Annotated in this window: 20 protein-coding genes; 10 read left to right on the top strand and 10 right to left on the bottom strand. The window is 70.8% G+C overall.

Features of this window, described 5'->3' with window-relative positions; all coding sequences use genetic code 11:
• Positions 1-129 precede the first annotated feature (129 nt).
• Complete coding sequence (locus tag VG296_RS04820) at positions 130-852, top strand: hypothetical protein (protein ID WP_325563466.1); 723 nt, start codon at positions 130-132, stop codon at positions 850-852.
• A gap of 40 nt (positions 853-892) precedes the next feature.
• Here the strand turns inward: VG296_RS04820 and VG296_RS04825 are convergent, their stop codons facing one another.
• Positions 893-1288 carry a hypothetical protein gene (locus VG296_RS04825; protein WP_325563468.1) on the bottom strand — a complete coding sequence of 132 codons (396 nt, stop codon included), beginning with the start codon at positions 1286-1288 and terminating at the stop codon, positions 893-895.
• Between the two features lie 10 nt (positions 1289-1298).
• On the opposite strand from VG296_RS04825, the gene VG296_RS04830 reads away from it, so the two are divergent.
• From VG296_RS04830 to VG296_RS04840, 3 genes are all read left to right on the top strand, one after another.
• The gene (locus tag VG296_RS04830) at positions 1299-1631 is read left to right on the top strand and encodes a hypothetical protein (RefSeq protein WP_325563470.1); all 333 of its coding nucleotides are present in this window, start codon (positions 1299-1301) and stop codon (positions 1629-1631) included.
• Between the two features lie 45 nt (positions 1632-1676).
• On the top strand, positions 1677-2369 hold the full coding sequence (locus VG296_RS04835) for a TetR/AcrR family transcriptional regulator (RefSeq protein ID WP_325563472.1): 693 nt from the start codon (positions 1677-1679) through the stop codon (positions 2367-2369).
• Between the two features lie 106 nt (positions 2370-2475).
• A complete protein-coding gene (locus VG296_RS04840; protein WP_325563675.1) occupies positions 2476-3657 on the top strand; it encodes an NAD(P)/FAD-dependent oxidoreductase in 1182 nt (393 codons plus the stop codon).
• Positions 3658-3730: 73 nt separating this feature from the next.
• Here VG296_RS04840 and VG296_RS04845 read toward each other — a convergent pair whose 3' ends face one another.
• Both VG296_RS04845 and VG296_RS04850 read right to left on the bottom strand, forming a co-directional pair.
• Positions 3731-4663 (bottom strand): aminoglycoside phosphotransferase family protein, encoded by a 933-nt coding sequence (locus tag VG296_RS04845; RefSeq protein ID WP_325563474.1) that lies wholly within the window; start codon positions 4661-4663, stop codon positions 3731-3733.
• A gap of 23 nt (positions 4664-4686) precedes the next feature.
• On the bottom strand, positions 4687-6927 hold the full coding sequence (locus VG296_RS04850; protein ID WP_325563476.1) for a transglycosylase domain-containing protein: 2241 nt from the start codon (positions 6925-6927) through the stop codon (positions 4687-4689).
• A 200-nt stretch (positions 6928-7127) separates the two neighbouring features.
• Here VG296_RS04850 and VG296_RS04855 point away from each other — a divergent pair, with 200 nt between their 5' ends.
• Together VG296_RS04855 and VG296_RS04860 are read left to right on the top strand one after the other, a co-directional pair.
• Positions 7128-8531, top strand: coding sequence for an NAD(P)/FAD-dependent oxidoreductase (locus tag VG296_RS04855; RefSeq protein ID WP_349259464.1), 1404 nt, complete (start codon positions 7128-7130; stop codon positions 8529-8531).
• A 156-nt stretch (positions 8532-8687) separates the two neighbouring features.
• A complete protein-coding gene (locus VG296_RS04860) occupies positions 8688-9875 on the top strand; it encodes a response regulator (protein ID WP_325563480.1) in 1188 nt (395 codons plus the stop codon).
• Between the two features lie 33 nt (positions 9876-9908).
• Here the strand turns inward: VG296_RS04860 and VG296_RS04865 are convergent, their stop codons facing one another.
• The 3 genes from VG296_RS04865 to VG296_RS04875 all read right to left on the bottom strand — a co-directional run bounded on the left by VG296_RS04865 (position 9909) and on the right by VG296_RS04875 (position 11875).
• Positions 9909-10418, bottom strand: coding sequence for a hypothetical protein (locus tag VG296_RS04865; protein WP_325563482.1), 510 nt, complete (start codon positions 10416-10418; stop codon positions 9909-9911).
• 242 nt (positions 10419-10660) lie between these two features.
• Entirely contained in the window at positions 10661-11494 is an 834-nt protein-coding gene (locus VG296_RS04870) for a SigB/SigF/SigG family RNA polymerase sigma factor (RefSeq protein ID WP_325563484.1), read from the bottom strand.
• 51 nt (positions 11495-11545) lie between these two features.
• On the bottom strand, positions 11546-11875 hold the full coding sequence (locus VG296_RS04875; protein ID WP_325563485.1) for a hypothetical protein: 330 nt from the start codon (positions 11873-11875) through the stop codon (positions 11546-11548).
• A 121-nt stretch (positions 11876-11996) separates the two neighbouring features.
• On the opposite strand from VG296_RS04875, the gene VG296_RS04880 reads away from it, so the two are divergent.
• The gene (locus tag VG296_RS04880; protein WP_325563489.1) at positions 11997-12338 is read left to right on the top strand and encodes an STAS domain-containing protein; all 342 of its coding nucleotides are present in this window, start codon (positions 11997-11999) and stop codon (positions 12336-12338) included.
• Positions 12339-12393: 55 nt separating this feature from the next.
• Here the strand turns inward: VG296_RS04880 and VG296_RS04885 are convergent, their stop codons facing one another.
• From VG296_RS04885 to VG296_RS04900, 4 genes are all read right to left on the bottom strand, one after another.
• Positions 12394-12828, bottom strand: a complete 435-nt coding sequence (locus VG296_RS04885) for an ATP-binding protein (protein WP_325563490.1) — start codon at positions 12826-12828, stop codon at positions 12394-12396.
• A gap of 178 nt (positions 12829-13006) precedes the next feature.
• Positions 13007-14680, bottom strand: coding sequence for an acyl-CoA dehydrogenase family protein (locus VG296_RS04890; protein ID WP_325563492.1), 1674 nt, complete (start codon positions 14678-14680; stop codon positions 13007-13009).
• Between the two features lie 79 nt (positions 14681-14759).
• A complete protein-coding gene (locus VG296_RS04895) occupies positions 14760-16742 on the bottom strand; it encodes a serine/threonine-protein kinase (protein ID WP_325563494.1) in 1983 nt (660 codons plus the stop codon).
• A gap of 83 nt (positions 16743-16825) precedes the next feature.
• A complete protein-coding gene (locus VG296_RS04900) occupies positions 16826-17398 on the bottom strand; it encodes a DUF5655 domain-containing protein (protein WP_325563496.1) in 573 nt (190 codons plus the stop codon).
• Positions 17399-17482: 84 nt separating this feature from the next.
• Here VG296_RS04900 and VG296_RS04905 point away from each other — a divergent pair, with 84 nt between their 5' ends.
• From VG296_RS04905 to VG296_RS04915, 3 genes are read left to right on the top strand one after another with little or no spacing between them, the layout of a single operon-like run.
• Positions 17483-18886, top strand: a complete 1404-nt coding sequence (locus tag VG296_RS04905; RefSeq protein WP_325563498.1) for an efflux RND transporter periplasmic adaptor subunit — start codon at positions 17483-17485, stop codon at positions 18884-18886.
• Complete coding sequence (locus VG296_RS04910; RefSeq protein ID WP_325563500.1) at positions 18883-19611, top strand: ABC transporter ATP-binding protein; 729 nt, start codon at positions 18883-18885, stop codon at positions 19609-19611. Before VG296_RS04905 ends, VG296_RS04910 begins: the two co-directional genes overlap by 4 nt.
• Positions 19608-20792 carry an ABC transporter permease gene (locus VG296_RS04915; protein WP_325563502.1) on the top strand — a complete coding sequence of 395 codons (1185 nt, stop codon included), beginning with the start codon at positions 19608-19610 and terminating at the stop codon, positions 20790-20792. Before VG296_RS04910 ends, VG296_RS04915 begins: the two co-directional genes overlap by 4 nt.
• The last annotated feature ends 9 nt before the right edge of the window (positions 20793-20801 follow it).

A 20801-nucleotide genomic window follows, 5' to 3' on the forward strand; every position in this document is an offset into this window, starting at 1 on the left:
TTTCGGGGTTACCATTCGGCTAGAACCGCGCGACGCGCGGATCTTGCCGGGACGACGCGACCGGGCAGTACGCATCGCCGCTCCAACCTCCGTTCGCCGTGACCTTGACCCGTCACGTGGAGGTGGACGATGGTCTTTTCGCATGCTCCCCATCGCAAGAAGGTGTACGATCCCGAGGCCCATCCGGAACTCGACCACAACCGGCCCGACCCGCGCGCCTGGCTGACTCCGCTGCTCGGCGTCGTCTTCGTCGCGCTGGTGGCTGTGTCCGCCGGCCTGAACTGGTCCATGCCGGACCATAACGCGTCCAACGCTTCAATCATCAACTACTACGCCGCGCACAGCGGCAGAGTGAAGACCTCCGCGATCATGGGCGCGATCGCGGTCCCGGCCGGCCTGTTCTTCTTCGGCCTGCTGCGCGAGCACCTGAGCGCCTCCCGGGCGGCACGGCCGTTCGCGGTCATCGCGCTGGCCGGCGCCGTCGTGTTCGCCGTCGGCGGCGCCATGTCCGCCGGCCTGTCGTTCACCCTGGCCGACGTGCCGACGAAGCTCTCCGGTGGCGCCGCGCAGGCGCTCAACGTGTTGAACAGCGATCTGATCGTGGGGCTGTTCATCGGCGGCCTCGCCACCATGCAACTCGCGTTCGGCGTCGCGTTCCTGGTCAGCAAGGCCTTCCCGACCTGGCTCGGCTGGCTCACCGTCGTCATCGGTGTGGTCTCGCTGCTCGGTCCGCTGTTCTTCTTCGGCCTGATCGCGACGGGCGTGTGGATTTTGATCGTCAGCGCGCTGATCTACCCGAAGCTGCGGGACCGCGGAAAGCCGCCGGCCGCCGAGGCGATGCCGATGGTGTGAAAGGCGGGTCCGGCGCGGCCGTCTGAGGTTCGCTCAGTTTTCACCGGAGGGTCGCGCCGCCCTCGCGGATCTCAACGAACTGCGTGGCATGTTCAAACCCGGCACGGTCGGGATCGACGAGGACGCGAAGCGGATCGTCATCCCGAACGGCGCGGTGCTCGACCGCGGACAGCCCTTCCAGCTTGCCGTGTTCCTGTCCGGGGCTTCGCACTCGGTCGAGGAGAAGGTGCTGGTCCGTGGGCGGTTGAAGTCCGGGAGGATCCTGCCCAAGCGCTCCAGGCTGCGCAGGCGCCTGGTGGCGGGCTTCCGAATTCGACTCCTGGCTCGGACTCGGCTCCTCGCTGCTCAACAGCGCCGAGCACTGCGGCTCGACGTCCTCGACGGTCACGGGCGACGATGCCGCGGCCACCGCGTCGGGCCTGTGCACGGTCGGCACGACAGAGGAGATGCTCACCTACGTCAACGCCGACCCGAACGCCATCGCCATCGGCTTCGCGGAGCTCGACGCGATCTCGCAGTACCGTATCTCGTACCCGTATCTCAGTGTTCTGGCTGTCGGCGGCGCCCTGCCGGACCGCACGGACGTGCTCAACGGCAGCTACGAGTTCGCCGTGCCCGAGGTGCTCTTCTACACCGCGAGCAACCCCTCGTCGCAGGTCTCGCACTTCCTCACGTTCCTGCAGAGCCGGTCGGAGACCACCGAACTCGCCGCCCTCGACGCGGGCTTCATCCCGTGCGCCGATCTGAACGGGGCGGTGGCCGGGGACCGCTCGTCGTAGCTCGAGAGGTTGTTCGTTACGAACACGTTCGGTAGATTCGGCGGCATGCCTGCACGTCGTGAACCGGTCAGCCGTAGGGAGCGTCCGGCAAAGCCGGCGCTCAGCCGCGGAGCAATCATCTCGACAGCCGTGCGGATCATGCGCGCTGAGGGGCTCGAGCGTGTCACGATGCGGCGGTTGGCGACGGAGCTGGACACCGGCCCGGCCTCGCTGTACGTGTACCTGGCCAACACCGCCGAGCTGCACGCGGCCATCCTCGAGGAACTGCTGGGCGAGGTCGACCTCGCCCCGGCCAGGGCCTCCGGTGACTGGCGCGATCGGATAGACACCGTCCTCGGTTCCTACGGTCGCGTGCTTCGCGAGAATCCGGGCCTGGCCCGCTCGGCGCTCGTCGCGCGTCCCTCGGGCCCGAACTACGTGAACCTCCTCGAGGCCCTGCTCGCGCTACTGAAGGAAGGCGAGGTCCCGGACGCGCAGGCGGCCTGGGGCGTGGACATCCTGCTGCTGATGGCCACGGCGCATGCGGTCGAGCACGCGGGCAAGACCAACGACGTGCCCGGCACCGGTCCGGAGTGGAATTCGCTCGCCGCCGCGCTGGACGACGCCTCGCCCGCCACCGCTCCGCACGTCGCCGCCCTCGGAGTCCCCCTTTTGCTGTCCGGCCCGCCGCACCTGCGCCGCACGTGGACCGTCCGGGTACTCCTCGACGGAATCCTGCACACGCCCATCGAGTCCTGAGCGAGCACTCTGCTCTCGAACGCATTCGTCACAAACTTGTTCGGAACGAACATGTTCGTTATGGTGGTGATGACGGACGTCCCGAGAGGAGTTTGGAGTGACCGACATGGCGACGGACACACCGCATCACCCGCACTACCCCATTGCGATCATCGGAGCCGGGCTCGGCGGGCTGACCGCCGCGCGCGTCCTGCACGTCCGCGGCGTCGACGCCGCGGTCTTCGAGCTCGAGGCGAGCCGAGGCACACGCACGCAAGGCGGCATGCTCGACATCCACGAGGATTCCGGACAGCGGGCGCTGCGAGCCGCCGGCCTGTTCGAGGACTTCGTCAAGATCATCCACGCGGGCGGCGAGTCGTCGCGCATTCTCGACCAGCACGCGACGGTGCTGTACGAGGACTTCGACGACGGGTCTTTCGAGCGCCCCGAGGTCGACCGCGGCCAGCTGCGTGACCTGCTGCTCGACTCGCTGCCGGACGGCATGGTCCGCTGGGGCTGCGCGCTCGCCTCCGTCCGCGCGCTCGACGAGGCTCCCGGGCGCCACGAGGTCACGCTCGCCGGCGGCGAGACCTTCACCACCGACCTGCTCATCGGCGCGGACGGCGCCTGGTCGAAGGTGCGCAAGCTGGTGACGGACGCGTGGCCGGAGTACACCGGCATCTCGTTCCTGGAAGTAGACCTCTTCGACGCGGACGAATGTCACCCCGAGGAGGCCGCCGTGGTCGGCGGCGGGATGTTCTTCGCGCTCGGCGGCGAGACCGGCATCCTCGGCCACCGTGAGACGGACGGCAGCCTGCACTGCTACCTGGCCCACCGCGCCGACGAGGGCTGGCTCGACACGATCGACTTCACCGATGTCGAGGCGTCGAAGACCGCGACGCTGCGCCTGCTCGACGGCTGGGCACCGCAACTGCGCGGACTCGTCGCCAACGCCGACGGCCGGATCACGCCTCGCCCCATCCACGCGCTGCCCGTCGGCATCACCTGGAAGCGCTCTCCCGGGGTGACGCTGCTGGGCGACGCCGCGCACGTGATGTCGCCGTTCGCAGGTGAGGGCGCCAACCTCGCCATGCACGACGCCTCCCAACTCGCCCTCGCGATCGCCGACAACCCCGGCGACGTGGAGAAAGCGCTCTCTGCCTACGAAGAGGATCTCTTCACCCGCGCCGAGATCGCCGCGGCCGACTCGGCCGAGAGTCTGGAGCTGACGTTCTCCGAGGATTCCGCGCGCAAGACGGCCGCATTGTTCATCGAGCGCGAGAACCAGAGTGGCGCGGAAGGCCGGTAGCACGGCAGTCCGGCGGTCCGGCAGTCCGGCGGTCCGGTGGTGCGGAGTTCCAGTACTGAGAGTTCCAGTACTACTAGTCGGCCAGTCGGGCGATGTCCTCGGCGATACTCGCCAAGGGCTCGGTCGTGCCGATCGAGCGGAACCAGTCCCACAGTTCGAGGGCGTGGTAGAGCCGGTAGAGATCGAGGCGTTCGGCGCTGTCGTCGGGAAGCGGCCCGTAGCCTTCGAGCAACGCCGCGCGCTCCGGTTCGGCGCGGCCGAGGGAGTAGTAGTCGGTCTTGGCCAGATCGATCAGCGGGTCGGCGGCGATCGCGTTCTCCACGTCGATCAGCCCGCTGACCTGCCAACCGCTCGGGCGATGGTCCACCAGCACGTTGCCCTCGTGCAGGTCGTTGTGGCAGAGCACCGCGGCCTTGCAGTTGTCGAACAAGCCACCGTCCTGCTCGATCCGCCGGGCGACCGCGTCACGCAAACGCCGGTCGCCGCCGAGGTCGTCGAACTCCTTGAGCTTCTTCGCGAACTGGTGACGCATGTACGACCCGTTGTCCGGCAGCGGATCGAGGATGCTCGTGGTCAGATAGCCGTACGCCTCCTGGCCGATCTGATGAATCGCAGACAGCGCGGCGCCCATCTCGCGGTACATCGCCGGAATCGACGCCGCGTCGTCCATATCCGCTGATGCTTCGGAGAGCGGCTGGCCCTCCAGCGGGCTCAGGATCGTGACCGCGCGACCGCAGGGCGAGATCGCGCCCGCCGCGTGATGCAGAACGGACGGCACCGGCAGCGCGGTGTGGCTCGCGAGCAGCCGATAGACGTGGATTTCCTTGGCCTGCTTCCAGGCCCACTCGTCCGCGTAGACCTTGAAGATCACGGAATGCGCGGGATCATCGCAGCGCACTTCGTAGACGGCGCTCAACTGACCGCCGGTCCGCGGCGCCAGCCCAGTGACGACGGCCCCGGGTATGACGTCCCGCAGGAGTTTCTCGGCCCACGACGCCTCGATCATCGCTCAAGGCTATGACGACGGGTCTAGTGTTTGCCCTTCATTTTCTTCGGAGCGCCCGGCGCCTTTCTCGTCCCCGGCAGGACGCTGATCGGCGTACGGCCCTTGCCCAGGGCCGTGGGCGAGGGGCCGACGATCGGGGAGCCGGTGGTCGGCTGGTCGGCCGGGAAGCCGGTCGGGGCGTTGAACGTGAGGGCCGGCTGGTTCGCCAGGGCGCCGTTCATGGCCTGCTGCCAGATGGGGGCGGAGATCGTGGCGCCGAAGATCTGGCCGGAGTAGTACTGTCCGCCCACGCTCATGTTGGCCATGACCTCGCCCTTACCGCCGCCGGAGTCGACGAAGCCGGTCCAGACGGCCGCCGCGAGCTGGGGCGTGTAGCCGTCGAACCACGTCGCCACCGAACTGTCCGTCGTACCCGTCTTGCCCGCCGAATCCCGGCCCGCCAGGCCGAGGCCGTCCGCCGTGGCCCCCTGCTGCGTGAGAACGCCCTTGAGCATCGACGTGAGCTCATTCGCCGTGTTGCCGTCGAGGACCTGCTTGCACTGCTGCTTCTGGCCCGGGTACTGCTTGCCGGTGATGGCCGCCGCGCCCGTGATCACGTACGGAACGCAGTAGACGCCCTGCGCGGCGACCGTCGCGTATGCGGCGGCCATCGCGACCGGGGTGATCTGGTTGGTGCCGAGGGTGAACGACGCGAATTGGTCCAGCGGCTTGCCTTGGCCTAGGTCGTTGTCCTGGGTGACGCCCATCGCCTCGGCGAGTTGCGCGGGGGCGCACAGGCCGGTCTGCGTCTCCAGCGTCAGGAAGTACGTGTTGACGGAGTACCAGAACGCCTGGTCCATCGGCACGAGGTACGAGTTCTTGTCGTCGTTCGTGGGCTGGTAGCTGCCCGGCCACGCGATCGAGGTCTGGCCGTTGGAGCAGGTGGTCAGGCGCGTTCCGCCGAGGGTGAGCGGCGATACGGCGTTGACCGGCAGGCTGGGATCGAAGCCCTTGTTCAGCGCCGCGAGGCCGGTGAAGATCTTGAAGGAGGATCCCGCCTGGTAGCCGAGGGTGCCGTTGTGCCGCGGATCGGCCGAGAGGTTGACGAAGGTCTGGCCGCGGCCGTTGCCCATCGGCCTCGACTGGGCCATCGCCTTGATGCGGCCGGTGCCGGGCTCGATCATCACGATCGCCGAGGCGACCTTGTCGGTGGAGTACGTGTGCTGCGAGACGGCGGTCGCCGCGGAGTTCTGCGCGACCGGGTCCATCGTCGTACTGATCTTCAGGCCGCCCTGCTGCCACAGCGCCTGGCGCTCGGCGGGCGTCGCGCCGAACTCCGGGTCGTTGAGGAACGTCGTGTAGACGAAGTTGCAGTAGAACTCCGCGGACGTGCTGGCCGCGATGCAGCCGCTGCTCTGCGTGGTCGGGGCGAGGCCGAGCGGGGCCTGCTCGGCCGCGGCCGCCTGCGTGGCCGTCAGATAGTGCAGCTCGGGGTCGGTCATCTTCTGCAGCACGAGGTTGCGGCGGGCCAGCGCGTTCTGCGGGTGGGTGAACGGGTCGTAGTACGCCGGGCTGTTGACGATCGCGGCGAGCAGCGCGGCCTGAGGCGCGGTCAGTTTGGCGGCGGTCGTGGAGAAGTACCGCTGCGCCGCCGCCTGGACCCCGTACGTGCCGTTGCCGAAGTAGACGAGGTTCAGGTAGTTCTCGAGGATCTGCTCCTTGCTCATCGCGCGCTCGACGGAGACGGCGTAGCGCAGCTCGGTGACCTTGCGGGCGATCGTGTCGGCGACGGCCTGCTGCTGGAGCTCCCGGTTCGTGCCCGCGTCGAGCAGCAGCACGTTCTTCACGTACTGCTGCGCGATCGTCGAGCCGCCCTGCGTACCGCCGCCGTTCGCGTCGTTGAAGAACGCGCGCACGGTGCCGGTCAGGTCGATGCCGCCGTGCTGGTAGTAGCGCGAGTCCTCGATCGCGATCAGCGCGTTGGGCATGTTCGGGCTGATCTGGCTCATCGGAACGACGACCCGGTTGCCGTAGTCGCCCCAGGTCTGCGCGATCGTCGAGCCGTCCGCGGCCAGGATCTGCGTGTGCTGCGGCAGGGAGGGGGTCTGGAACGCGCTCGGCAGGTCCTCGAAGTGGTCGGACGCGGCCTTGACGATCAGGCCGGAGGAGCCGACCAGCGGCAGCAGGAAGCCGGCGAGCAGCACCCCGGCGAGCACGCTGACGCCAAGGAATACGCCGAGGTGGCGCCAGCGCCGTACCGATCCCCGCTCCGTGCCCGTGACCATGACAGGAAATGTAGTTAGGACCGCGGCCGATCCCCCGCAGCCCGGGCTCGCTCGGCGTTTCGCGGCGGACGCGACGGGCCGGAAGCGGCGCGCCGAGCGGCGTGTGCGACGTGCCGGATGCCGCCGCGCGACACGTGCGGCGGCGTACGCGGAGGGGTCCGGCTCCGTTTAGACTTCGCAGCATGGGAAACGGGGCGCGCATGGACGCGAACGAACCTGCACCCACTCCGCTCGCCTGGGCCCCGGCCGCACGGCATCGAGTCCTGATCATCGGATCGGGGTTCGGCGGCCTGTTCGCGGCGAAGGCGCTGCGGCGGGCGGAAGTGGACGTCACCGTGCTCGCCGGAACCCCGCATCACCTGTTCCAGCCGCTGCTCTACCAGGTCGCCACCGGCATCCTGTCGCAGGGCGAGATCGCGCCCGCCACCCGGGAGATCCTGCGCCGCCAGCGCAACGCCCGCGTGCTGCTCGGCAGCGCCGTCGCCATCGACACGGCCGCGCGGCGGGTCACGGCCCGGGCCCCGGGCCGTACCGCGCCGTACTCGATCGGCTACGACAGCCTGATCGTGGCGACCGGCGCCAGCGGCTCGTACTTCGGGCACCCCGAGTTCGGCACGCACGCGCCCGGCCTGAAGAGCATCGACGACGCGCTCGACCTGCGCGGACGGATCTTCGGCGCCTTCGAGCTCGCCGAACTGGAGGAGGACCCGGCCGCGCGCGCCCGGCGGCTGACGTTCGTCGTGGTGGGCGCGGGCGCGACCGGCGTGGAGATGGCCGGCCAGATCGCGGAGCTCGCGCACCGCTCGCTGCGCGGCGAATACCGGCGGATCGACCCGCGCTCGGCCCGGATCCTGCTGGTCGACGGGGCCGACGTCGTGCTGCCCACGTTCGGCGCTTCGCTGTCCGCGCGCACGAAGAGCAAGCTCGCCGACCTGGGCATCGAGGTCCGGCTCAACACCATGGTCACCAACCTGGACGCGCGCAGCGTCACGCTCAAGCACGCCGACGGCAGCGAGGAACGCGTCGAGTCGATGGTGAAGGTGTGGGCCGCCGGTGTGGCCGCGTCGCCCTTCGCCGCCGAACTGGCCGCCGCGACGGAAGCGCCGACCGACCGGGCCGGGCGGATCCAGGTGCTGCCGGACTGCACCGTACCCGGCCACCCGGAGATCTTCGTCGTCGGCGACGTCATGGCGCTCAACAACCTGCCGGGCGTCGCGCAGGTCGCGATCCAGAGCGGCCAGTACGCCGCCGCGCAGATCACCGCGCGGCTGCAGGGGCACCCCGCCAAGCCCGAGTTCGAGTACCACGACAAGGGCTCGCTGGCGACGATCGCCCGGTTCAGCGCCGTGGCCAGCATCGGTCCGATCCGCGCGACCGGCCTGCCGGCCTGGCTGCTGTGGCTGTTCGTGCACCTGATGTACCTGGTCGGCTTCGAGCAGCGGGTGACGACGATGTTCCACTGGGCGGTCAGCTTCGCCGGACGCGGCCGCGCCGAGCGCGCCGTGACCGCGCGCCAGGTCTTCGGCAAGCAGGTGACCAGCACGGCCGACCGCGACGCGCTCAGCGCCGCCGGCCGCTACACGCCGCGCGACGACGGGGCCTGAGCCCGGACCCGCCCCCGGCCGGCCCCGCGGCGACGGCCGGCCCGCGCGACGTGGGAATCGGTGCCGACCGGCTGGTAGCTTCTGCTGTGCACCCGCAGTACCCGGAGCCGCTCCGTGCTCCGGCGGCGTTCGCCCACGCACAGCAGGAGGACCAGCTTGAGCGCCGCGCCCCAGCACGACCGCCTCGCCGGCCTGCTCGCCGCCATGCGCGCCTTCCGCGCCGGCGACACCTCCGCCCGCGCGCCGCAGGACGCCGAGCCCGGCGAGTCGGCGATCATCGCCGAACTGTGCACGCTGTTCGACGCCATCGCGGACCGGACGCAGGCGCTGGAATCGGAACTGCAGGCCGTCCGGCTGGGAGACGCGTCCGACGGGATCTCCTCCGTCTCGGCATCCGTTGAGGCCGTGTCCGACGCCGCCGGATCCGATGTGACCTCGCCTGACGAGATCCTCCCCGTCGAGCTGCCCTTCCTCACGGGCGAGCCGGACCGCGTCCGCGATCCCGCGATCCTCGTCGTCGAGGCGGATCCAGACGTCGTATTCGCCGCGGACGCCGCCGAGCCGATGCGGGACGCGGCGCAGACAGCGTTGCGCGGACTCGGCGGCGTCCGGGACCGGGCTGCCGTGCTGCGCGCCGACTCCGCCGCGGCCGTGCACGACGCCGTGGCCCGGCACCGCGTCGTCAGCGCCCTGATCGACGCACGCGGACCGCGCGACCTGCTCGACACCGTCCTCGACACGCTCGACGCGACCGTCCCCGGCGTGCCGCTGCTGTGCTTCGCCCCGGACGGCGACCCGGCCGCGTACGACCGGGCCGCCACCGTCACCCGCGGCCGTAACGGGGCCGAGGTGGTGCGGTCCGCCGCGCAGGCCGTCGAACGGCTCACGCTGCACTGGCTGACCCAGGCCCCCGTCGCCCCCGACCCGCTGGCCGAGCCCGCCGAATCCGGCTACGGCCCGATCCGCTTCGAGGGCGAGAAGGTGCTGGTCGTGGACGACGACGTGCGCAACGTCTTCGCCATGGTCAGCGCGCTGGAACTCTACGGCCTGACCGCCCTGACCGCGGACAACGGCCCCGAGGGCATCGAACTGCTGTTGCGCAACCCTGATATCAGCGTCGTGCTGATGGACCTGATGATGCCCGGACTCGACGGCTACGCCACCACCTCCCGCATCCGCTCGCGCCCCGAGTTCACCGACCTCCCGATCATCGCCGTCACCGCCCGCGCCGCCCCCGGCGACCGCGAACGCAGCCTCGCCGCGGGGACGAACGAGCACGTCACCAAGCCGGTCGAGATCGACCGCCTGCTCGCCCTGATCAGAAGGCTGATCAAGCGCGGATAGCCGCAAGGGTCCCGACCGGGGCCCCGGCGGCGGTCAGGACACCCGCGGCCGGACGAATCGCTTCGTCAGGGTGACGGTGCCGAAGCCGTCCTGCCGCGACCAGTCCAGGCCGTCCACCAGCGCGCCGAGCATGATCCAGCCGATGCCCTCGGTGTCCGGGGCGAACCCGGCCGGCACCGGGGCGCGCACGGTGACCTTCAGCTCCTCCCGGTACGCCGCGAACCGGCAGGCCAGGCCGATCGCGCCGCCGTCCGGGAACGCCGGGTGCAGCAGGAACAGCGCGCACGCCTCGTCAACGGCGAGGCGCAGGTCGGTCACGTCGGTGATGCCGAGGTGCAGCACGGCGCCGAGGTGCACGGCGGCGGAGCGGGCCAGCACCACGAACAGCCGGTCGGCCGGGATCTCGATGAAGACCTCGGATTCGGGCAGCAGTTCGGCGGACTCGGTGTCGGGCTTCTCCGGGGCCTGCGTCTCCCCCGCGCCGCGCGGTCCGTCGGCTCCGGCGAAACCCGCGTCCTCGTCGCCCGTCGTCTCATCCCGCATCGGTCGGCTCCCACTCCCGTCTCGCGTCACCTGCCCAGGTCGCGGCCGCGCCGCACCAGCCAGCCCATACCCTCTCGCCGGGTCCGTCACGCGAACGCCTCGGACAGGCTAGGGCACAGCCCGGTGTGCCGGTCCGCCGGGAGCGTGCAGTGACAGAACCGCGTGGCCTCCGGGTAACCCGGGCGACCGGCCGCAAACCCCGGCCAGGTGGGACGGAGGATCATCGTCACCATCACCAACCATCAGCCGAATCCGGCCCGCAGGTCACGCAGGATCCGGTTCAGCAGCCGGGAGATCTGCATCTGCGACACGCCGAGCTCCTCGCCGATCTCCGCCTGCGTCATGCCCCGGAAGAAGCGCATCAGCAGGATCCGCTTGTCCCGCGCGCCGAGCTCGGCGAGCAGCCCGGTGAGCACCTGACGGTCGATCACGGCCTCGAAGCGCTCGTCCTGCTCGCCCATGAAGTCCAGCAGGCTGGCGCTCTGCTCGTCCGTGTTGACCGGGTGGTCCAGGGACGCCGTGGTGTACGCGCCGGCCGCGTCGATCGCCTCGACGACCTCCTCCGGGTCGGCGCCGAGGTGCTCGGCGAGCTCGCCGATCGTCGGCTCGCGGCCGAGTTCGTGGGTGAGCGCGTCGGTGTCCTTGCGCAGCGCGCCGGAGAGCTCCTGCATGCGCCGCGGCACGTGCACGCCCCACGTCGCGTCCCGGAAGTAGCGCTTGATCTCGCCGATGATCATGGGGGTGGCGTAGCCGAGGAACCCGGTGCCGTACTCGGGGTCGAAGTTGTCCACGGCCTTGACCAGCCCGAGATACGCGACCTGCTCGAAGTCCTCGCCGCTCGTACCCGACGCGCCGGAAGGACCGTGCCCGCCGTAGCGCTGGGCGATGTGCCGCGCGTACGGCATGTGGTCCTCGATGACCTCGGCGCGCAGCCTGGCGCGCTCCGGATCGTCCTCGGGCAGCTCGGCAATCCGGCGCAGCACGCGCATCGTCTCGGCGCGCTGCTCCGCCCGCCGGTCGGAGACTTCAGGCGTAACAGGATTCGAATTCGGCTCGTCCGTCCCTTCGGACCGCATCGCACCTCCGTCCCGCCTCTGGCAGGTAACCGGTGCGCGGCCCGGCAAACCTCAGCGCGGCAGGAATGAACCCGGCCTGACCGGGTAGCCCGAGACAATGGACGCGATCAGCAAGCCGTCGCTGCCGAGGGGCGGACTGGATCCTGACCCGCGGCCCGCGCCGCCGCCGCTGCCCGATCCGCTGCCGAAGCCGGATCCATTGCCCGAGCCGCCGGCGCCGCCCGAACCGCCCGGCCCGTTACCGGTGCCGCCGGATCCCGGGCGCCCGCCGCAGCCCCCGCCGGAGCCGCAGCCCTGGCCGCCGATCCCGGAACCGGGGCCGGACATCCCGCCGCTGCCGGCGCCCGCCTGAACCGCATCGCCGCCCGCCGAATCCCGCACGCCGTTCCCGCGGTGACCCCCAGCCTCACACGGCCCACCGGGCGAGCGGCTACACTGTGCGCCGAGCGACCCGAAGCCCGACCCGCCCCACCCGAAGCCCCAAGGAGCGTGTTTCAGCACTATGGACCGCCTCGCTGTCGCCGTGGCGCCGGACGGCCCCGGCCGATACGTGGTCACGCTCGCGGGCGAGCTCGACCTGGCCGCTGCCGACGGGTTCTGGGCGGAACTGCAGCCGCTGATCGAACCGGCAGGGATGGTCGTGCTCGACGGCACCGAACTGAGCTTCCTCGACTCCAGCGGGTTGCGCGTGCTGCTGCTGGCCAACGCCCGGGCCAAGGAACTCGGCGCCAGGCTGCGGCTCGTCGCCCCGCACCGTGCCGTGCGCCGCACGCTGCAGCTCACCGGCGCCGACGACCTGGTCACCACCTGCGCGAGCGTCGACGAGGCCTTGGTCGCGGATTAGCACCGCAGACCACTGCCGCGAACCACGGCCGCGACCTGAGTCGGCGTCAGCCGGCTTAGCGCCCGGCCGCTTGATGCGGCAGCGTCATCTCCATCCGCACCGCCGTACCCGTGCCGGGCACGCTGCGTATCTCGAGCACATCGCAGGCCTGCCGCACGATCCAGAGCCCGGCGCCGCCGTGCCCCGACAGGTCCGGGCGACGCTGACCGGCCGCCGGATCCTCCAGCGCGCCGTGGTCGGCGACCTCGCAGATCAGGCTGTCCTGCTCGGCCCACAGCCGGAGCGTCCCGCCGCCATCGGTGTGCATGACGCTGTTCGCCGCCAGCTCGTGCGCGGAGAGCACGAAGTCGGGCACCCGCAGCGGATCGAGCCCCGCCGCCTCGGCCGCCTTGCCCACCTCGTGCCGCAGCCGCGGCAGGTCGTCCGGGTCGTCGAAGCGCAGCACGCACAGCGGCTCGTTCGCTGGCTCGGGAAACGCGTTCTGTGACATCAGGTCAGCCGACAGCTCTGGGTCGTGTCTCGTCGGGAATGGCGTCAGGACGCCAGCGGACAGCGTAGCCGCTCCGACGCCCGATGCGCGCCGGATCGGTTCGTGCGAATCCGGATACCCGGGGCGGCCCGGATTCATTCGCTCGACGTGATCAATGTCTTCGGCCGCGGGCCGCGAGCTACCCCTTCGTCGCGACGTCCCAGCTCAGCGCGGGCACGCGGGCGAGCACGCCGTCGAAATCGACACCGGACGATAGCGTGCCGAATGCCATCCCGTGGTCGCCCTCGAGCCGCGAAGCGCAGAATGCGTCCGCGACGGCGGACGGCGCGAACCGCACGAGCAGCGATCCCTGCAGCACCAGCGCCATCCGCTCGACGAGGCGGCGGGCACGCAGCTCGGCATCCTCGGTGAGCACGAGCTCGGCATCCAGCCGACGCCACGCCGCGTCCAACCGCGCGTCGGCTCCCGCGGCCGCGGCGACCTCGGCACGGAAGGCGGCGAGCGCCTCGGGCTCGCGGGTCAGGGCCCGAAGGACGTCGAGCGCGTTGACGTTGCCGGAGCCCTCCCAGATCCCGTTCAGCGGGGCCTCTCGGTACAGCCGCGGCATGCCCGAGGCCTCGTCGTACCCGTTGCCGCCGAGGCACTCCAGGGCTTCGGCGACGGCGGTGGGCTGCCGCTTGCACACCCAGTACTTGCCGACGGCCGTGGCCAGCCGCAGCAGCGCTCGCTCGCCCTCGTCCCCGCGCATCGCCCGGTCCGCGGCACCGGCCACCCGCAGCGCGAGCGTCGTCGCCCCCTCGGATTCGAGCGCGAGGTCCGCGACGACATTGCGCATCAAGGCCTTGTCGATGAGCCGCGACCCGAACGCGGAGCGGTATCGGACGTGGTGCGCGGCCAGGTTCAGCGCGGTGCGGGTGCCGGAGGCGGCACCGAGGATGCAGTCGAGCCGGGTCATCGTGACCATCTCGATGATGGTGCGCACGCCGCGGCCCTCGTCCCCGACGAGCCACGCGACGGTGCCGTCGAACTCCGGCTCACCGCTGGCGTTGCTGCGGTTGCCGAGCTTGTCCTTGAGCCGCTGGATCATGAACGTGTTCCGGGTACCGTCCGGCAGCACCCGCGGCACGAAGAAGCAGGACAGGCCGCCGGGCGCCTGCGCGAGAACGAGAAAGACGTCGTTCATCGGCGCGCTGGTGAACCACTTGTGGCCGCGCAGCCGCCAGGTCCCGTCGGGCCGTGGCGTCGCAGTGGTCGTATTCGTGCGCACGTCCGAGCCGCCCTGCTTCTCGGTCATGCCCATGCCGGCGAGCAGTCCGCGCTTGCCGAGCGGAGCGCGCAGGCCCGGATCGTAGACGCGGCTGGTGAGCAAGGGCTCGTAGTCGGCGGCGAGCTCGCGATTCGCGCGCAGGGCGGGGACGACCGCGTACGTCATGGAGATCGGGCAGCCGTGCCCCTGCTCGACGCTCGACCAGACCATGAATCCGGCCGCGCGGGCCACGTGCGTTCCCGGCTTGTGCTGGACCCACGGCGCCCCGGCCAGGCCCTCGCGCACAGCCACGTCCATCAGCGCGTGGTACGACGGGTGGAACCAGACCTCGTCGATGCGGTTGCCGTAGCGGTCGTGCGTCCGCAGCTCGGGCTCGTGCCGGTTCGCCTCGTCGGCCCAGCGCTGCACCTCCTCGGTCCCGGCGAGCTCGCCGATCCGGTGCAGATCCTCGGCGTACCAGTCGGCGCCCTCCCGCCGCAGGCCCTCCAGCAGCACCGGGTCGGCGGCGACGTCGTGCCCGACGAGCGGCGGGGCCTGGTTCGTGACCTCGTGGGTACGGGCTGCGCCATCCTGCTCGGGCGACACGGTCTCCACCTCCGGATCTGTTACCTGCGGGTAACTTGATCCTCCCACCGCGCGCGGGAATGCGGAAGGGCCGACTGGTTCAGTTGGATGACGCGGCGCTCGAAGCGCTGATGACCCGGGACCATACGGTCACGTCGGTGAGGATGCCGCTCCCGCTGTCCGCCTGCTCGTCGACCACCTTGATCAGGGCGACGCGCGCCATGGCGGTGATCACGCAGACCATCGTGCCGTTCGAAACCGTGACCATGTTCACGCCTTGACTCGACACCTGGTCGTAGCACTGGCTCCGGGTCGGCGTCGTCGACCCGGACCAGGCGGCGAGGGTCGCGCTCCCGAACGGCAGCGCGGTGAACTGGTACGGATCGCTCCCGAGCCCGCCCGAGGAGTCGTAGAGGCTGACCTGCGAATTCGCGCCGTTGTTCACCGGGACCGAGTCGAGGTCGACGTCGTTGGCGGTGATCAGGACCTGCCCCTGCCATTGGACGGCGTTGAGGCCGGACAACGCGGCCGACGTGGCCGCGGAGGCGGATCCGGACGCCGATGCGGCCCCGGTCGTCGCAGCACTCGAAGACTGCGTGCCGACGTAGTTCGCGGGCTTCTTGGTCGGCTGCCCGGTCGCGCCGGTTGTGGTGCCGTGCGGCCAGAGCAGCGCGGCGATGACGATCGCGACGACGGCCGTGACGAGCGAACTCACTCCCGCGGCCAGCGCCGTCCGGCCACGTCGAGCGCGCGGTGCGGGCGTCCCGTCAGCGGGGCCGGCGCCGGAAACGCGGCCGGCACCGGAAGCGGGACCAGAGACCGCCGGACCGCTCGCCATCGCGACCGGCGCACCTGGCGTACCCTCCGGAGTCACCGTCGTCATCGAGTGCACGTCCCGCCCGGTCGGCGACGCCGTCCCACCCACCGTGGAACCCGAAGTCTCACCCACCGTGGATCCAGACGTCCCACCCGCACCGGAGCCTGACGTCTCCCTCACCGTGGAACCCGACGCCCCACCCACAGCGGAACCCGTCGTCTCCCTCACCGTGGAACCCGACGCCCCACCCACAGCGGAACCCGTCGTCTCCCCCACAGTCGAACCCGACGCCTCCCCCACCCCGTCCCCGACTGTCGCGTCCTCGTCCTCCGTCTCCGTTTCCGCCACGCCCTTTGGGCCTGTTATTTTTGTGAGCGCCCGCATCCGGTCCCGGATCATCGCGCCGACCGCGTCCGGCAGCGGTGTCTCCGGTCCCGCGCCCGCCGCGCGGCAGCCCTCGACGATCCGCTGCGTGGACGGACGCTCCGCCGGGTCCTTGCGCAGGCAGACCCGGATCAGCTCCCTGACCTGCTCGGGGCACGCGTCGTAGTCCGGCTCGTCGTGGATGACCCGGTAGAGCACGCCGTCGGCGAAATCGGCGGAGAACGCGCTCTCCCCAGTGCACAGGTGGTAGAGCGTCGCACCGAGCGCGAAGACGTCGGTGGCCGGCGTGACCTTCTGCCCGCGGATCTGCTCCGGCGCCATGAACGGCGGCGAGCCGATGAACGTGCGGTGGCTCGACCGCCCGGTCGCCGTGGGTGTGGCCGCGCGGACGATGCCGAAGTCGATGACCTTGGGCCCCGACTCGTCGAGCAGGATGTTGCCCGGCTTCAGATCGCGGTGCACCATCCCGGTCGCGTGGATCGCGCCCAGCGACTCGGCGATGCGGCCGGCGAGCGCGAGCACGGTGTCAGACGGCAGCGGACCGTGCGCCGCGACGACTTGAGCGAGTGAGGGCCCTGCCACGTACGCGCCGGCCAGCCAGGGCACGCCGTTGTCCGAGCCGGCGTCGATCAGCTGCGCGATGTGGATTCCGTTGACCTGCTGCGCGATCGAGACCTCCCGCGCGAAGCGCTCCCGGAACTCGGGATCGGAGCCGAACTCCGAACGGATGATCTTGACCGCCACCGCGCGCCCGCCCGGTGTGAAGGACAGGTACACCCGCCCCATCCCGCCGGCGCCGATCCGCGCCCGCAGCACGTACCCGCCGACCGTCCGCGGGTCCCCCGGCTCCAGGGGCTCGAACTCGTACATCGTGGCGTCCACAGCCCCTACCCCACCCATCGACGGTTTCCGCAGCCGGATACTCTAACAGGACTCTGTCTCGATCCGGATTCGATCGTCGGCGGCTACGAATTCGCTGCGTAGGCGCGGCTGATCCAGCCGAGGACCTCGTCGTCGAGGTCGTCCACGGACTCGAGCGCGAGCCGCCGCGTGATCGTGTCGTTGCCGAGGCTCTTGGCGAGCAGCAGCCGCCCCTCCGGCTCGACGCCATCCAGTCGAAGACCGACGTCCACGCGCTTCTTGGTACTGGCCTGGACGATGCCGAAGGTGCGGCGCGGGGAGACGAGGGAGACGTAGGTCTTGCGGGCCTGGATCTCCGCGCCCTCGAACCCGCTGATCGCGGCCACGACGGCGTCGAAGATCGGGCGCAGGTCCGGCCGATCGGCGTACTGCGCGTCGACCAGCTCGTCGGCCGTCGCGGTCAGGAAGTCCGGGTAGCCGAAGGTCTCCCAGGCCAGCAGCATCGCCGGATAGCCGGTGACGCCGCGATCCGCGAGCCAGCCGCGCAGCGCTGGTTCGTCGGCCGGCGCGGCCGACTTGATCTTCCCGCTCCACGCCTCGACGCCCTCGCCGGTCTGCCGCTCGAGCTGGCGATGGATCTGGTCGCGCATCGCCTGCCAGGTACGCATTTCGGGCATCGGTCTCGTACCTCCTCTGCTCGCGGCGCCGCCACCACGACCCCGCACACCGTCCGCCATCGGGCTGGCTTTACGATATAACGCGTGCGGATACCAAGCCTGTCTCGCGCGGGAATCGCGCTCCCCGTCGTGCTCGCAGCGGCGACGGCCGGGCTCGCAGGGTGCAGCGGGGGCGGATCGAACGGGATCGCCACCGCGTCGGTCGGGTACGCGACCGTGTCTCAGGTCGTTCAGGCCTCCGCGAATCTTCTGCCGAAGGCGCAGGTCAGCCTCGGTGCGTCGTCGAGCGGCACGCTGGCCGGCCTCTCCGTGCGGGACGGGCAGCACGTCGCGGCCGGGCAGGTGCTCGGCGTGATCTCCTCCCCCACGGCCCAGCAGCAGCTCGCCGAGGCGCAGAAGGCGCTCTCCCAGTCGTCGTCCGCGACCGGCGGCATCCCGGACACCTCGTCGGGCTTCACGGAGGCCGCCGCGTCGGATCAGCGTTCCGCCGACTCGTCGTTCAGCAAGGCCCAGCAGGAGGCTGCGAAGGTACCGGACGCGGCGTTGCGCGCGGCGCTGCTGGCCGAGATCAAGGCGGCTGAGAGCTCGTACTCGTCGGCGATGGACTCGGTGAACGCGGCGGTGTCCGCGTTCCAGCAGGGGCTCGCATCCGCATCGCAGGTCCTCGACGCGCTCGGGCAGACGACGCGCACCCAGGACCAGGCGGCCGTGAACGCGGCGCAGGCGACGGTCAATGCCCTGACGATCACCGCGCCGATCTCCGGGACCGTGTCGCTCGGCAACGGCCAGTCCTCCGGCTCCGGGGTGAGCGGCAGCGAGGTCAGCCAGTTGCTGGCGGCCGCGCAGGGCAGCGGGTCCTCCGCGGGGCTCTCCGGTTCGTCGGCCGGGTCGCTCGGCGCGCTCGGCTCGGGTTCCGGCTCGGGCTCGAGCGGATCCGGCACGATGATCGCCGTCGGGGCGCCGGTGGATTCCGGCGGCACGATGTTCACGGTGACGGACGGCTCGGCGCTCTCGGTCGCCGCGCAGGTGGACGAGACCGACGTGCTCGACGTGCACCCCGGCGTCACGGCGTCGATCCAGCTCAACGCCGTGCCCGGCGCCTCGTATCAGGGCACGGTGACGTCGGTGGATCCGACCGCGACGACCTCCAGCCAGGGCAGCGTCACGTACACCGTGCGGCTCAGCCTCGGCTCCGGGCGGATGCAGGACGGTTCGGCCGCCCCGACCCCCCTGCCGGGCATGAGCGCCATCGCGGACCTCGATGTCCTCACCGCGAAACACGCGCTGAGCGTGCCGTCGTCCGCCTTGGTGATCAACGGCCAGGCGACGAGCGTCTGGGTCCTGACGAACGGCTCGGCGCACCTGAAGCGGATAGCGCTCGGCGCGCAGGGCGACACGCAGGTGCAGGTGCTCGCCGGGATCAGCGCGGGCCAGCGGATCGTGGTCTCCGGCGCGGACAAGGTGACCGACGGGGAGCAAGTGGGTTGAGCACCGAGACCCCGGCGCGCGCCGTGACTCATGCGCAGTACGCGATCGAGGCCGTGGACGTGCGCCGTTCGTACGCCATGGACGGCATGAAGGTCGAGGCGCTGCGCGGGGTCACGCTGGGCATCGCGGAGGGCGAGTACGTCGCGGTGACCGGGCCCTCCGGCTCCGGCAAGTCGACGCTGATGCATCTGCTCGGTGCGCTGGACCGGCCCAGTTCGGGTCGCCTGCTCATCGGCGGCCGGGACACGACGTCGCTGGACGACGCGGGCCTCGCGCGGGTGCGCGGCGCCGAGATCGGGTTCGTCTTCCAGGCCTTCCAGCTGCTCGCGCGCACCAACGCCCGCGACAACGTCGCGCTGCCCCTGGTGTATCGCGGCGTCGGAAAGGCGGAGCGGCGGCGCCGTGCGGTGGCCGCGTTGGAGGCGGTCGGGCTCGCGCATCGACTGACGCATCGGCCGACGCAGCTCTCCGGCGGCGAGCAGCAGCGCGTGGCGATCGCGCGGGCGCTGGTCGGCGAGCCACGCCTGGTACTCGCGGACGAGCCGACCGGAAATCTCGACTCGGAGAACGGCCGCGAGGTGCTGAACGTGCTGGAACGGCTGAACAAGGAGCGCGGCGTGGCGGTGGTGGTGGTCACGCACGACGCGGAGGTGGCCGCGCGGGCGAACCGCTTGATCCGGATGAAGGACGGCGTCGTGGTCTCGGATGAGGGTCAGCACCAGTGAAGCCCTGGGAGGCGCTGCAGCTGGCGAGCGAGGCGCTGCGGGCGAACCGGTTGCGCAGCCTGCTGACGATGGTCGGTGTGATCATCGGAGTCGCGGCGGTCGTGGTCCTGGTCGCGATCGGTGGTGGGGCGAAGACCGAGGTGGAGAACGAGGTCGAGGGCCTCGGCTCGAACATCGTGTTCATCGTGCCGGGCAAGTTCCAGTTCGGCACCACGCCCTCGCTCTCGCCGCTGCGGCTGACCGACGTGCAAGTGGCCTCGCGGATCTCCGGGTCGGCGCAGAACGTGACGGCGGTCGTCGACTCCGGGGAGAACGTGACGGCCGGTCAGAACAGCTTCTTCGCCACCGTGCAGGGCGTGACGCAGAACTTCGACGTCGTCTTCAACCGTCCGCTGGCCGAGGGCTCGTACCTCACTTCGGCGGACGTCACCACCTCGGCGCGCGTCGTCGTGCTCGGCGCGAACGTGGCCTCGACACTGTTCCCGAACGAGGATCCGGTCGGGCGCACTACCGCGATCGACGGCGTGTCCTTCCGGGTGGTCGGCGTGGCTCAGGCGCAGGGCTCGGCGTTCGGCGTCACCCAGGACAGCAACGTGGACATCCCGATCACCGAGGCTCAGCTGCTCTTCGGCGTCAACACGGTGCAGAGTATCGAGGTCAAGGCGCAGAACCCGGATCAGATCGGCGCGCTCTCGAACCAACTCGTCTCGACGCTGGAGAGCGAGTACACCGGCGTTCAGTTCTCGGCGGTGACGCAGTCGCAGATCCTCGGCACGATCGGGAAGATCCTCTCGCTGCTCACGCTCGTGCTGGCCGCGATCGCCGGGATCTCGCTGCTGGTCGGCGGCGTGGGCGTGTCGAACATCATGCTCGTCGGGGTGCGCGAGCGCACGCGCGAGATCGGACTGCGCAAGGCGCTCGGGGCGCGGCAGCGGGACGTGGTGCTGCAATTCCTGGTCGAGGCGGTGACGCTGACGGCCGTGGGCGGGGTGATCGGGATCGGTCTCGGGGTCGGCACGTCGGCGGCGGTCGGCGCGTTCAGCCCGTTGCCGACGTCCATCGCGTGGTGGTCGCCCGCGCTGGCGTTCGGCGTCTCGGTGTTCGTCGGCGTGGTGTTCGGAGTGATGCCGGCGCGGCGGGCCGGGAAGCTGGATCCGGTCACCGCGCTGCGGACGGATTAAAGTTTGCTC

It is taken from the genome of Actinospica sp. (genome assembly GCF_035552695.1).
Classification (GTDB): domain Bacteria; phylum Actinomycetota; class Actinomycetes; order Streptomycetales; family Catenulisporaceae; genus Actinospica.